The sequence below is a fragment of the Cyclobacterium sp. 1_MG-2023 genome (assembly GCF_030546805.1).
GTDB lineage: Bacteria > Bacteroidota > Bacteroidia > Cytophagales > Cyclobacteriaceae > Cyclobacterium.
The window spans coordinates 389384-402839 of record NZ_JAUOPC010000005.1 but is presented as its reverse complement, the minus strand read 5'-3'; the positions used below and the strand labels follow the sequence as shown (position 1 = coordinate 402839).

The 13456-nt window shown below is 37.6% G+C and carries 11 protein-coding genes; 5 read left to right on the top strand and 6 right to left on the bottom strand.

The genetic code is table 11. The features are described 5' to 3' along the window. Positions 1 to 135 precede the first annotated feature (135 nt). From Q4534_RS10380 to Q4534_RS10370, 3 genes are all read right to left on the bottom strand, one after another. Positions 136 to 1482, bottom strand: coding sequence for a protein-disulfide reductase DsbD (locus Q4534_RS10380; RefSeq protein ID WP_303613101.1), 1347 nt, complete (start codon positions 1480 to 1482; stop codon positions 136 to 138). A gap of 8 nt (positions 1483 to 1490) precedes the next feature. Further along, positions 1491 to 2270, bottom strand: a complete 780-nt coding sequence (locus Q4534_RS10375; protein WP_303613100.1) for a protein-tyrosine-phosphatase — start codon at positions 2268 to 2270, stop codon at positions 1491 to 1493. A 122-nt stretch (positions 2271 to 2392) separates the two neighbouring features. Further along, positions 2393 to 2728 carry a helix-turn-helix transcriptional regulator gene (locus tag Q4534_RS10370; protein WP_303613099.1) on the bottom strand — a complete coding sequence of 112 codons (336 nt, stop codon included), beginning with the start codon at positions 2726 to 2728 and terminating at the stop codon, positions 2393 to 2395. Positions 2729 to 3296: 568 nt separating this feature from the next. Between Q4534_RS10370 and Q4534_RS10365 the strand changes: the two genes are divergently transcribed. The 5 genes from Q4534_RS10365 to Q4534_RS10345 all read left to right on the top strand — a co-directional run bounded on the left by Q4534_RS10365 (position 3297) and on the right by Q4534_RS10345 (position 7015). Then, positions 3297 to 3809, top strand: a complete 513-nt coding sequence (locus Q4534_RS10365; RefSeq protein ID WP_303613098.1) for a hypothetical protein — start codon at positions 3297 to 3299, stop codon at positions 3807 to 3809. 1 nt (position 3810) lies between these two features. Next, positions 3811 to 4722, top strand: coding sequence for an AraC family transcriptional regulator (locus Q4534_RS10360; RefSeq protein WP_303613097.1), 912 nt, complete (start codon positions 3811 to 3813; stop codon positions 4720 to 4722). Between the two features lie 429 nt (positions 4723 to 5151). Next, a complete protein-coding gene (locus tag Q4534_RS10355) occupies positions 5152 to 5727 on the top strand; it encodes a Crp/Fnr family transcriptional regulator (RefSeq protein ID WP_303613096.1) in 576 nt (191 codons plus the stop codon). 54 nt (positions 5728 to 5781) lie between these two features. Further along, on the top strand, positions 5782 to 6444 hold the full coding sequence (locus tag Q4534_RS10350; protein WP_303613095.1) for a DUF4386 domain-containing protein: 663 nt from the start codon (positions 5782 to 5784) through the stop codon (positions 6442 to 6444). Between the two features lie 55 nt (positions 6445 to 6499). Next, positions 6500 to 7015 (top strand): DUF3575 domain-containing protein, encoded by a 516-nt coding sequence (locus Q4534_RS10345; RefSeq protein ID WP_303613094.1) that lies wholly within the window; start codon positions 6500 to 6502, stop codon positions 7013 to 7015. A 195-nt stretch (positions 7016 to 7210) separates the two neighbouring features. On the opposite strand, the gene Q4534_RS10340 is transcribed toward Q4534_RS10345, so the two are convergent. From Q4534_RS10340 to Q4534_RS10330, 3 genes are all read right to left on the bottom strand, one after another. Next, the gene (locus Q4534_RS10340) at positions 7211 to 7648 is read right to left on the bottom strand and encodes a transposase (RefSeq protein WP_303613093.1); all 438 of its coding nucleotides are present in this window, start codon (positions 7646 to 7648) and stop codon (positions 7211 to 7213) included. A 670-nt stretch (positions 7649 to 8318) separates the two neighbouring features. Further along, a complete protein-coding gene (locus Q4534_RS10335; protein ID WP_303613092.1) occupies positions 8319 to 10019 on the bottom strand; it encodes a RagB/SusD family nutrient uptake outer membrane protein in 1701 nt (566 codons plus the stop codon). A gap of 14 nt (positions 10020 to 10033) precedes the next feature. Continuing rightward, positions 10034 to 13432 carry a TonB-dependent receptor gene (locus Q4534_RS10330; protein WP_303613091.1) on the bottom strand — a complete coding sequence of 1133 codons (3399 nt, stop codon included), beginning with the start codon at positions 13430 to 13432 and terminating at the stop codon, positions 10034 to 10036. Positions 13433 to 13456 lie beyond the last annotated feature (24 nt).

Genomic DNA, 13456 nt, shown 5'->3' with positions numbered 1-13456 from the left:
TAAATTTTGACAAAAAAACAATCAATTGGCTCAGTTAAGCCTGAAAATTGTTGGTTTTCAGGTTTAACTGAGATGTTATAATATCACTCCTAAATTAGGTGGCTTGTATTTGAAGTTTTAATACCTGTTTTAGCCTCAATTGAGAAACAATTGCATTTCTTCTGTTTTGGTATAATCATTTGTTTTATAAATAACATTACCGGTACCATCAGTGATGAGGAAAAAAGGAAGTCCTACCTTTAACTCAGGAAAGCGAGGGTCGTTTCGGTATTTTTCAAATTCAGGAGAAGTATCGTAAACTTTATACAAAATGGCATTTTGTAAGGCGCTATTCAAGGCTTCGTCTTCCTGTGTGTTTTTTTGAAATGCTTTACAATTGGTGCACCAGTCTCCATGAAAATCTACAAAGACCAGTTTTCCTGTTTCAGCTGCTTTTTGGTAAGCAGCTTCCTTGTTTAGGTACCAGGTAAGTTCTCCTTTTTGTTCAATATTATCATTAGAAGCACCCTCTGTTGCCATTTGGCTAGCTGCCATGCCTGTGTTTCCTGCCGGAAGAGTATTGGCACCAATGATAAAGAAGCCAACTACTCCGGTAAGCATGTATAGGGAAATTTTTGTCTTTTGCTGATTGCTTTTCCCTGTTTCCTGTAGATTGAAAGCGGCTAAAAACACCAATACCGAGCCAATGAATAGATAAAAACCAACAGTATCACTTAAGCCTAGTCCATTAAAGCCTTTAATAAGGTAACCATAGGCAAAATAGCCAATCAATAAAGCAAAAACCCATTGGACATAAAGCATCCATTTCCCACTTTTGGGAAGCGCTAAACCAAATACTCCTAAGAGTAAAACCGGAACACCAACTCCTAAACCGAAAAGCATCATTTTAAATGCGGCTGTTGCTGCCAAACCTACGGTAACTCCTTCAACATTGGAGGCAATGGCCACGAGTATGCTCACCACGATAGGTCCGACACATGCAGATGAAAGCAAGCCTGCACCGGCACCCATAAGTAGTGTACCGCCCAGCCCTTCTTGTTTACTGTCTACTTGCCCACCAAAAAACGGTAAATGCAAATAATCAATAGTTGCTAATGCCAAAATAATTAGTAATAAGCCGATGGACAGATTGGCCAATGGAAGCCGTAAGATGTCATTGAAAGCACCTCCTGTCACTGAGGCTATTAGCCCAAAAATAAAATAGATCAAGGCCAATCCAAAATAATAGGTCAAGGGGTGAGCGAATTTACCCAAGCTACTTTTTTTGTTCCTTAAGAAGCTTACAGTAAGTGGGTAAACGGGGTAAACACAAGGCAGTAAACTAGCCAATACCCCACCCATAAATAAGAAAAGATAGGCGCCTATACCGGTGCTTTCAGCCAGTTGGGACCCCACCCAGTCATTCATTTGGTCAAAGACCGATTGGGCTTTGACTTGGCTTCCTACAAGCGTAAGTATTAAAAGTATCGAGATTTTTTTCATCGCTTATGTTATGCTTTTACTTGTGACATGAGGTAAAACATTTCAGTAGCAATTTGCAAGCATCTTTCATCGTACTTTGAAGCTTCTTGATCGGTATTATCCGCGATTTTAGGATCCTCATAAGGGATGGGGACTCTCAAGGTGGCTCCCGGTATAAATGGACAATTTTTGTCTGCTTCAGAGCAGGTCATAACGGCCACAAAATTTTCATTGATATTGGAAGGATCATCGTATTTTTTAGAGAAGCATTCCAGTTCAGCTCCCTCCTTGGCAAAAGTTACTTTATAGTGAGGATTGTCTCCACCCGGGTTTTCCACCAAGAAACCGGCTCGCTCCATTGCGGCTACAGCTCTAGGGTTAAAGGCGGTGGCTTCAGTTCCTCCCGAAAAAGTATTGATCCCTTTTGCAATATTATAATAGTTGGCGGCTGTAGCTGCCCATATTTGACTCATATGACTCCTTCTACTGTTATGGGTACAAATGAAAGTTAAATTTGCATCCTCATTGGATTGCTTTTTGGTCTTTACGAAAAGGGCAATTTTCTTTAGTTGATTTTTACGATCTTGGGGTATAGCTTCCATACCGGCCTTCACGGTTTCGATGTATTTACTTAGTTCGGGATACATGGTAATGGCTTCTCCTTTTGGTTGGCTAGTATTTTCTGTTTTGACCTCTGTAACTAACTTTACATCCTTTACAGGAGCATTTGCAGTTTGTTCTTTGTTTCCTTGAGAGCAACTCGATAGCAAAACCATTGCTATTGAGATTGATAAGATGGTTTTTTTCATTTTGATCATTTCATTTAGGTTGCACTATTGTTGATTTGCTACTATTATAAATCCTTATTGGTTTTTGTAATTTTTGATATTGTATTATTGCATTATTACGATAAGTCTGGTAAAATTTTTTTTTAACAACAATCCCCTTGGATAGGGTTTTTAAACTTTTCGAATGTTTGGTTAAATAAGTCCTTGATTTCATTCCATCTTGTTGGATTGATACAATAGCTTACCCTAGGTCCTTCAATAGTTCCCTGAATAATCCCAATATCTTTAAGCTCTCTTAAATGTTGGCTAACGGTAGGTTGAGCCAAGCCAAGTTCCTGAACCAAATCTCCATTAACACAGGCATTGGTTTTAATTAAAAAGTGAATGATGGCCACTCGTGCGGGGTGAGCAAAAGCTTTGGCCACAAGTGCCAGGTTATTTTGCTCTTTGGTAAATAGATCTGATTTTGTTAAACCCATATTTCGTTGTATTTCATTGCAATATTACGATGAGATTTTTGCCCTTCAAAATTTTGAGGCAAAATTTACGGTGATTTCCAGCGCGTTAATGTCCCCTATAAATGAAACGTCCTTTTCCTGAAACGCCATGAACCAATTCAATTAGCTTGGTTGGATTAAATAGGCTTTAATAAAAGTCCCTGAAATGGCATTATTTGGAAAAAATATAAATGTATCAAGAGTTAAGTCAGATTGCCTGTGGCATGAACGAGTATTTGATACAGCTTACCAAAAAGTATACAAGATTTGAAAATGCGTGTAAAAGTATATACTGTCCACAGTTTTATCTTTGTACCATAAATAATATCATGCTTAGCGAAGAATAGATAAGCAAATGGATTTGGTGAGTAAGGTAAGGTGACTGAATAATTAGAAGACGTAAACCTATGATTTTTACAGGAACCACAAGCGGTACAGCTTATGAATCAGCAATTACAGAGCTGTTGGAAATAAGTTGTGGGAGTGGTCAGAAAAGGCAACAAGTATTAATTGGAATTTATAAATTGGAGTAATTTTAGAATACAATATCATGGATATATTAAAGTCAGCAATTGATTGGGCGAAAGCCGAACTTTTTTCAACACCATTTTTCATCCTTTTTGGACTGGTATTTATGGTGGCTAGTTTAAGTTTTTGGCAATTGGGGAAAACAGAAATGGCCAAGGCCTACATCATTCCCACCTTAGTGGCGGGTGCTTTGCTATTGATCATAGGCTTAGGATTATTTTTCACCAATAAAGCAAGAATTACGCAATTTGAGACAGCTTACAATGCAGATGCAAAGGCTTTTGTGGCAGCTGAACTTGAGCGAACTGAAAGCACTTTAAAGGAATATGAAGATGTTGTTTTTACAGCTATTCCGATAATTATTGCAGCTTGTGCGCTCCTACTTCTATTTGTTAATTTACCAATTTGGAGGGCTAGCATGATTACCTCCATCTCCATGTTGGTGGTGATTTTGTTGGTCGATGGTACTGCACATGCAAGGATTGACAAATACAATAAACAATTACAACAAGCAGCAATAGAATTGGATAAATAAGATGCAACATTTTAAGACATTATCGGCTTATTTGGAATACCTGGAGCTTCCTCGTCCGGAGCATCCCATGCTAAGTGTGTTCTCTGCCATAGGAGATGGGTTTTTACCTTGCCCAAAAGAGAGTTCACCACCCATCACCAACGATTGCTACACCATTAGCTTCAAAAAAATTGTGAAAGGGGATTTAAATTATGGGCGAACCAAATATGACTTCACCAATGGAGCTTTGTTTTTCATCGCCCCCAGGCAGGTTTTGCAGTGGGATAGTAGTGTTGTATTTGAGCAAAAGGGGTTTTCTATCAACTTCCATGAAGATTTTATCAAGGGAACGGAGTTGGCCCATCAAATTAAAAAGTATGGATTTTTCTCCTACTCGGTCAATGAGGCACTTCACCTTTCTCCTCGAGAAGAAAAGCAGATTGAATCAATAGTGGAGAATATTGACCTGGAATACCAGAACAATCAGGATGAATTTAGCAAGGAAATTATTGTTTCACAGCTGAGTACCCTATTGAAGTATGCCAATCGGTTTTATGAAAGACAGTTTATCAATCGGAAGGCGCTTTCAAATGATCTATTGGAGCAGTTTAATCTAGAGTTGGAAAACTATTTTGATTCGGGGCAATTGCAAGAAAATGGAATTCCCAGCATTGAGCTGATTGCAGAGAACCTGTCGGTTTCCCAGCGTTACTTAAGTGATACCCTCAAAAAGGAAACAGGAAAAACATCAACAGAACATTTACAATTGTACCTGATTGATGAGGCCAAGAATATATTATTGAATCCTAACAAAACGGTTGCTGAAGTGGCCTATGAATTGGGTTTTGAATACCCTCCTTATTTTTCAAGGCTCTTCAAGAAGAAAGAAGGAATAAGCCCTACCGAATACAGGGAAAAATTCAAGATGAATTAAATTTCAAAAAAAGCGATTCTCCAAATCAATAGCCCCCAGCTTCAGCTGGGGGATCGGAAAGGAATACGGTGTTATGAGGGGCTTTAGCCCAAATATATACCCGATAGCGCTAATAAACATTTAATTTGTTCACCTCCAAATTTTGAGGATTTCCAAGAGGCGCCATTACCGCATCCAAATTTTGGCTTTAGCCCAAATAATCATCTGTAGAGAACTTTAACAAGCTTTAAGCCATAAACCTGAGATGCTGGTTTTAATATATTAAAAGATATTTTTGTTTTGTTTTCGGTTAAGTTTTTCTTCGAAATGCTTAAATTGACAAAAAGATTTAAGCTTAGATACGAGTTAAATAATCAGGATTTTTGCAACTCATTTGCTAAAATATTGATTGGAAAATGTTATAACACCCTACTCAAAATTGATTTATCCGTGAAAAATGAAATATTAAAATACCTTTCAAAATATACTACAATCACTAGGGAGTTAGAAAATGCTATTAAAGAAAATACTTTTATTAAGAGCTTTGGAAAGGGGACAACCCTACTTAGTGAAGGAGAAATTTCAACTGAATGCTATTTTTTATTAAAAGGTTGCATAAGAAGCTATATTATTGAAAATGGTGAAGAAAAAACGATTGAATTTTATACGGAGGAGCAAGTGGTTACACCATCTAACTATGGTAAGGCTACCCCATCAAATTATTATTTTGAATGTATGGAAAATGTCATCGTTAGTGTAGGTAATCCTGAATTAGAAAAAGAAACATTTCAAAAACATCCACAATTAGATTCTTTATCCAGAGTAATCGCTGAAATTATTATGGCTAAAAATCAAGACTCCTTTGCTAAATTTAAAACTTCTAATCCAGAGGAAAGATACCTGAATATGTTGAAAACCAGACCTGAACTAGTCCAGCGTGTTCCTCAACACCAGATTGCTAGTTATTTAGGAGTTAAACCAGAGTCGTTAAGCAGAATTAGAAAGAGAATAATTAGCAATAAATAATTTCTTAACTTTAGTCAATGAAGTGACAGGTTTATCCATTTACTTTTGCAGTATATGGAAATTAAACAAACATCAAAAATAGCCGGAACGCTTATTTTTATTGGAATTATTGTTGGTATTCTAAGCGTTACCCCCGCTATAGAAAGTGAAAAATATCTTGAAATTGTTTATTTTAATAAAAATAAAATTTTAATTTCAGCGCTTTTCCAGTTTCTTCTTGTTCCTATATTTATTGGTTTCTCTTTAATACTGTACCCTCTCCTTAAACAAAATCAAAAAATTCTTTCTGTTGGCTTTATTGGGTTTCGATTTATGGCCGGATCTTTTCAGTTATTAGGGATTATATTATTGCCTACATTTATTTTTTTAAGTGAAAAATATGTAACAGGAATAAATGGTAATTTAATTTTTTATGAAACGGTTGGTGGGATATTAAAGAACGTTAGAGATCTGATTAACCATTTAGGAGTGATTGTGGCGACAGGAATGGGGAACTTACTTTTATACACTATTCTTTATATTGAAAAAAACATTCCTATATGGCTATCAATATGGGGGCTGTCAGGAAATATATTAATAATGATAGGTGGATTTTTAATTTTATTTCAACTCATTGAGGTTGTGTCAATTGAATATATAATGATAGCATTTCCTCTTTTAATTCAAGAAATTATTTTAGCTATTTGGCTTATAAAGAAAGGACTCAAGTATACATAAACAATAAATTAAGTAAAGTTAAAATTTGTATATAATTATCTATAATTTATAAGCCATGAAAAAATCATTTCTAATAATAGTTATGCTGTTTCAATATTTTATTGTAAATGGACAAAATAAAGATGAAGTTAAAAATAACATCTATTTTACAACAATTGGGTTGTTTGAGGGAACCTATGAAAGAAATATAAATAAAAAGTCATCTTTTGGAATAACTGGCTTGTATTCATTTAGTCAAAAATACGATGAAGATGTGAATTTTCAAGTATCCCCATTTTATAGGAGATATTTTGGTAAAAAATATGCATCAGGTTTTTTTACTGAAGGATTTGCGACCTTAGGCTCAACGGATGGTAAGCAATTAACTGATATTAATGGTGATCTAACTGTTAATGGAGGCCCTGATGTAATAGATTTATCACTTGGTTTAAGTATAGGATACAAATGGGTTGTTAAAAGTAGCGTTACTTTTGAGGTTTTATTTGGAATGGGAGGGAATTTATTTAATGCTGATAAAACTGATCATAACATTATAAATCGTCGGGCAATAGGTATGGGTTATAGGTTTTAATAAGGGTGAAAAACATTCACAACTCTATTATTAATTGGCTATAGAGGTATTTCGTTTATTAAATAAATAAGGTATGGCTTAAATATGAAATAATGGCCCAAGAATTTCAACCGTTTGATAATCTCAAAACATTAGCCTACAACTTCAGGTTGGAGATTGGAAAGGAATATTGTAATTAGAGGCTCTGGCCCAATTTTACTTCTTTATTTCATCAAAATTATAATTTTTAATAAGGGCTAAATATTCCTCTTTAAATGTTTTGTGTTTATGATGCGTCTCTTGGTTTTTTATATACTCCCTAACCTTTTTTACACCGGATTCCGATACAGATGCAGCTAAGTATTCATCCTGCCATTCAAATTTATTTAGGGTAAGTTTGTTTTTGATAATCCAAAAAGAAGATTCTCCTTTAATCAATTGTGCCACTTTTTGAATGGTTTGATCAACTCCAAGAGAAATTAAGCAATGACAATGTTCCGAGTATCCATTTATGTGATCGATAAAGATCCAATTCTTTTTAGAATTATCTCTAATGTGGTTCCAAACCTTAGATCTTAGTTCTTTGGAGTTTAAAAATGGATCTCGATTTTTGGTGCTCCAAACGTAATGAAAATAGACCTTTACAAATGGCATGGGTAAATCTGATTGGTTCAAGTTATAATTTAATGAATCCTTTACAACTATAATATCTTCTAGGGAGAATTGACTGAATAAATGGCTGTATTTTAGATGCTTACTTTGGTATTATCGTAATTGAGATAATAATTCGAATAAAGCCGAATAAAAAGTAATACCCTCTGAATTAAACCCTAAAATCAATAGCCCCCAGCTTTAGCTGGGGGATCGGAAAGGAATACGGTGTTATGAGGGGCTTTAGCCCAAAATTCTCCAATTTAGGTGATAAGGATTAATTAAGCCAAAAATCTAGGTTTAAGGTATATTTGTAAAAGACCCATTTCTTCTCAAAATTTCGGATAAAGTCGGGAGATATAGGATTGCGGTATTCTTATTGGTTGAAGAGTAATCGTTAATCAAATTGATTTGGAAAAATGCAAGGCTATTTATTGAAAGTTGGAAACTTTCGGCATTTCGGGTCTAAGTTTAGCGAAGCGTAACTTAGACCAGTAAGGTATTTGCCCACCTCAAAAATATCGGATTGGGAAAGGTGCCATTCTGACAACAAATTTGGTTAGCTCTCACCACAAACCGGCTTTGACCAATAATTATTGAATTGCTAGAAAAAATAAACCCGGCATACCTTTTATATAATGGCATGCCGGGTCTAGATGTTATTGTAATTGGATTATTCCCAACCAGGGTTTTGACTCAAACTAGGATTGATTTCAATTTCCTGAGCTGGAATAGGCCAAATTTGGTGCCTATCCTGATATCCTCTGGTAAACAGATTGGAACCGGTTACTCCCTGCTCAATAACGCCATCAGAATACTGAGCCAATAAGCCCCAGCGCTTAAGGTCAAAATAACGATGCCCTTCACCGGCCAATTCAACAGCTCTTTCATGAATGATTCGCTCTCGCACTTCATCAGTGCCAGACACATTCAGTGAGGGGTGTCCTGAATTTAGCCCCGGCATTCCGGAACGTTCCCGGATTTTATTAATTTCTGTTATCGCCTTATTCGATGCGTTGGTCTCATTATAAGCTTCTGCAAGCATTAATATAACATCAGCCAATCGAATCATAGGGAAATTAATAGGTGTATGTGCACGGTTGGTAAGGTCGCCGTTCATGTTTCCTTCCGGGACAAACTTTCTCCAAACATAGGTTTGCCATCCCCTATTGTTTCTTATTTGACCAAAATTCTCATTGACACCGGTGGCGATAACAAGCTGCATATTTCTAGGCTGATTAGCATTCCATCCGAGCTGCCAAGAATAAGGTACCACTAGACTTTGCATCAATCGGGGATCACGGTTTCTATAAATTTCTCCCAATTTTGCCGTGTCGGGCAAAGAAGTGAAAACACCTGCATTATGGGAAGCTAGAAATACCGATTCCTTTACGGAATTATCAGAATCAAAACCCGGAAAATGCTCTTCCCAACTAAAAGGAGATCCGTCGAGGTTTTCATACATATCAGCTAAGGTTGTACTTGGCATACCATTGTTCCAGCATGATCCGAATGTTGATCTTGTGCCAAGATAAAATGCCAGCCGCATGCCATAGGCAAAGCCTACCCCACCTTTATTTTGGATAGCAAAGATCATTTCATCGCTGGAATCAGCTACCGGCGTAAACAATTCAGGGTAGCTGTCATGAAGGCTATACCCATAATTGTTGGTGGTATTATATACTACGTCTTCAAGGTCTTCAATGGCCTTTTCCCATTCACTGTTGAATAAATAGACCTTTCCCCTAAGTGCTGTAGCAGCACCTTTTGTGGCACGACCGTAATGTTCCTGTGGATAGGAGGTAGGCAAATTGTTGATCGCATCATCAAGATCTGCAATAATAAAGGCTCTCACTTCTTCCTCAGTACTTCTAGGAGCTTTGAGTTGATTAAAATCTTTATTTAAATCAACGCTTTCATCGTACAATGGCACTCCACCAAATAAGTTTAATAGGTAAAAATAGAAATATGCTCTTAAGAATTTAGCCTCCCCAATTACTGTGGATTTGACCTCTTCGGAAATTTCCATTTCACTTACATTTCTAATGACTGTGTTAGCCCGTTGGATTCCGTCATAGCCACGTCTCCATCTATTAACTACTATGCTCGTTCGATCGGTAAAATTCCCATCAATTATATTGCCAAGTCCTTGTCCATCATAACCTATTGCAATGTCAGTGACGTTATCAAACATGTTATATAGCCCAAAAAGATATGGGTCTTTCATGTCTGCATAAACCCCCATTATACCTTGTAATGCATGTTCTTCAGTTTTCCAAAAACTTCCGGCACTAACCTTATCAAATGGCTGGGTATCCATTTCATAACACCCGCCCAAGATCAATAGCGAAAATAAAATCAATATATTTTTCATCTTCTCCTGAATTTTTAAAATGATATATTTAGTCCTAACAATGCCTGCTTAAGCGTGGGGTACTGCGTCCCGCTAACTTCAGGATCAAATCCCTTGTACTGGGTAAATGTTAGGTAATTCTCAAGGCTTCCATAGACCCTTAAAGTTTCAACTTTAAATTTTTGCGTTATTTCTCTAGGAATCGTATACCCCAATTGAACATTTTTCAATCGCATATAAGCCTTGTTTTGCAACCAGAAATCGCTAGCACGGAGATTTCTTGAATCTACATAGTTTAGTAATCTTGGATAAGTGGCATCGGTTCTTCCTTCATACCATCTTCCTTCAGCGATTTCCTGATTGATTTGGTATCCCCACCTTACACCAGTGGTGTTATAGATGTCTCGCCAAACAGCGTGAAGTCCTGATGTACCTTGAAGTAAGGCAGAAAAGTCAAAGCCCTTCCAATTAAAGCCAAGGTTGATGCCGTAAGAAACACGAGGAGCTGTTCCATGCCCCACAGTCACCCGGTCATCGTCATTTATGATACCATCATCGTTCGTGTCTGCGTACAAAAAGTCACCCAAAGTCGGGGTTCCATAAGCTGCAAATGGATTTCTCTGATTTCCTGTAGATGGATCAATAGGGGCATCTGCAATCATCTGTGAAACCACATCCAGGTCTTCCTGAGTTTGAATCAATCGATCCGTAAGCAAGATATATTGTGTATTGATTGCATATCCCTCCTGAATTAGGTTGCTTCCGTTGATTGTTCTTTCCTCCCCTTTGTAACGGGTTACGCGGTTGTCTACGAAAGTAAAGTTACCTCCAATATTATAAGAGAATTCTCCTACCTGGTCGCGGTAATTTAAGTTGAGTTCAATTCCTCGGTTTTGTACCTCAGCAGCATTTTGTTTAGGAATACTGGCATTCCCTACCACTAGAGGCGCGGGTAAATCGATCAGGATGTTTTTGGTAACCTTATCGAATGCTTCAATAGAGCCCCCTAATTTGAAATCAAACAGGTCAAAATCTAAACCAATGTTTGAAATATAAGTGCTTTCCCAAGTCAATGCTGCATTGGATAATGCAGTTTGGGCAAAGCCTACAAATAGGTTGTCATTTAAAACATAATTGGCTGCATTGTAAACCGCTTGATATTCGTAGTTGCCTACTGCATTGTTTCCAAGTGAACCATAAGATGCCCTAACTTTTAGATTAGGAAGCCAGGATGCATTAAAGAAATCTTCCTCAGAAATTCTCCATCCTGCAGAAAAGGAAGGGAAAACACCCCATCTTCTGGTACCTTTAGCGAATCTGGATGTACCATCTCGCCTAATATTGGCTTCAAATAAATATTTGTCGTCCCAAGATAGATTCATTCTTCCGAAGTAGGATTGCATGGCATATTCAGCAGCATTGCCATTGGCAGCAGCATCCAAAGTTGCAGCATCTAATACACTCAATGCCGGATCTATAAGATCGTATTTGCTTGCTTGAAACCATGAATAGGTATAATGTTCTTGACTAGCCCCAACCATAAGATTGTAAGACAGCTTGCTTGCAACTTCTCCCTCATATCGAACTACACCATCCATAAAATAATTGTTATATTTTGTGTTTCGATTTCTTACAGAAGTTCTACCTACAGCATTTCTAGAAATGGTATTGGTATAAAAATCCCATCTGTTATTAAAAACAGGTTGAGAATATTCCAAATAATCGTCGAAGGTGTAATTAAAGGAACCTTCAATACTCAATCCTTTGATAGGTCGTAATTTCCCATAAAATCTGGAGTTCAATTTGTTGTGTTTAATATCACCTCTTTGACTGTTTAGGTTATGCAACACATTATTGGCTTGGGGGTCATCTTCAGGATTGTTTGGGCCTCCATAACGTCCATCAGGAGCACGAAGGATCATTCCCGGAGTGCTTGCTCCTGCATATTGAAAAACCGAACCAATTTGATTGGTACCAATATCGGTATTCGCCACCACTCCATTCAGTTGGGTACCTAAGGTCAGCCAAGGCTTTAAATCTGCCTCTAAATTGATCCTGGCAGTATACCTTTCATATCCTGAGCGCTCAATGATTCCCGGATTGTCCAGGTAACCAAATGATCCAAAGAACTTTACTGTCTCACTTCCACCGGAAAACGACAGGTTGTGGTTTTGTACAATGTTTTTCTGAAAAACCTCATCTACCCACTGTGTGTTGGGGTATTTCAAAGGATCACCCCCCTCATTTTCACGCCATTCGTTTATTTTTTCCTGAGAGAAAATAGGATTTGCATTAGGATCAGAGTTTTTAAACCCTTCATTGATTAGCTCCATGTAGTCTGCATAATTGGAAACGGTCTCAACTACATTGGATGGCTGGGCAGATGAGAAGAAGGTGTTGTAATTTACCTTAAACTCTCCGGCTGCCCCTTGCTTGGTAGTGATTAATATCACCCCATTTGCCGCTCTCGATCCATAGATTGCAGCAGAAGCCGCATCTTTTAATACGGATATGCTTTCAACATCTTGCGGATTAAGGTGATTCATGTTTCCAACAGCTCCATCAATAATTATAAGTGGGTTTGCATTGTTGAGAGTGCCTTGTCCCCGTACTCTTAGTGTGGCTCCGTCATTTCCCGGTCGACCGCTGCCTTGATTGACATATAAGCCGGCGGCCAATCCTGAAAGACCAGATGATAAGGAAGTAATGGGTCGGGTCTCCGTTTCTTTTCCAACATCAATTGAGGAAACAGCTCCTGTTAAATTTACTTTCTTCTGTGTTCCGTAGCCGATCACTACAACCTCATCGAGGGAGGTGGCGTCTTCCACCAACACAATATTTATGGTCTGTTGATTTCCAATCTCGATCCTCTGGCTGTTATAGCCGATAAAAGAAAAAACAAGAACTGCTCCCTCGGACGCATCGATTTGGTAACTGCCATCAAGATCTGTTGCAGTTCCATTATTTGTACCTTCCACCAAAATGGTTGCTCCCGGAATGGGGTCTCCACTTTCATCTGTCACTTGACCGGTGATTTTTGCCATCACTGCGGAAGACTGGTTTACGTCACTGCTGAGTTTTGCAACATATATGGTGTTGTCCACTTGCTTGAATCCCAAGCGAGCGGTTAATCCTACATCCACCAATATATCACTAACCGATTGTAGTTGGTCTTTTATAGTAATTTGTGATTTATACTCAACTATTTCAGCCGGGTAAACAAACCGGTAATCGGATTTGTCTTCTATATCCTCGAATATTTCCAGAAGGTGTCCTTCTGTCCTTTCCATCTGGATATAGGTTTTATCTATTGGTCTAATCTGGGCACTGATTTCATGTGCCATTAAGGTAGACATGAGTAGGCACTGGATCACCAGACCATACAAAATGTTTTTCGATACCATTTTTATAAGGTAAAGTAATTTTCTTTTCATAATTTTAGTTGTTTTAGGTGTATT

What these genes read in the sequence shown, in the direction of transcription:
- Q4534_RS10380 (WP_303613101.1), bottom strand. Translation starts at nt 1,482, where the DNA reads ATGAAAAAAATCTCGATACTTTTAATACTTACGCTTGTAGGAAGCCAA.
- Q4534_RS10330 (WP_303613091.1), bottom strand. Translation starts at nt 13,432, where the DNA reads ATGAAAAGAAAATTACTTTACCTTATAAAAATGGTATCGAAAAACATT.
- Q4534_RS10335 (WP_303613092.1), bottom strand. Translation starts at nt 10,019, where the DNA reads ATGAAAAATATATTGATTTTATTTTCGCTATTGATCTTGGGCGGGTGT.
- Q4534_RS10360 (WP_303613097.1), top strand. Translation starts at nt 3,811, where the DNA reads ATGCAACATTTTAAGACATTATCGGCTTATTTGGAATACCTGGAGCTT.
- Q4534_RS10370 (WP_303613099.1), bottom strand. Translation starts at nt 2,728, where the DNA reads ATGGGTTTAACAAAATCAGATCTATTTACCAAAGAGCAAAATAACCTG.
- Q4534_RS10375 (WP_303613100.1), bottom strand. Translation starts at nt 2,270, where the DNA reads ATGAAAAAAACCATCTTATCAATCTCAATAGCAATGGTTTTGCTATCG.
- Q4534_RS10345 (WP_303613094.1), top strand. Translation starts at nt 6,500, where the DNA reads ATGAAAAAATCATTTCTAATAATAGTTATGCTGTTTCAATATTTTATT.
- Q4534_RS10350 (WP_303613095.1), top strand. Translation starts at nt 5,782, where the DNA reads ATGGAAATTAAACAAACATCAAAAATAGCCGGAACGCTTATTTTTATT.
- Q4534_RS10340 (WP_303613093.1), bottom strand. Translation starts at nt 7,648, where the DNA reads ATGCCATTTGTAAAGGTCTATTTTCATTACGTTTGGAGCACCAAAAAT.
- Q4534_RS10365 (WP_303613098.1), top strand. Translation starts at nt 3,297, where the DNA reads ATGGATATATTAAAGTCAGCAATTGATTGGGCGAAAGCCGAACTTTTT.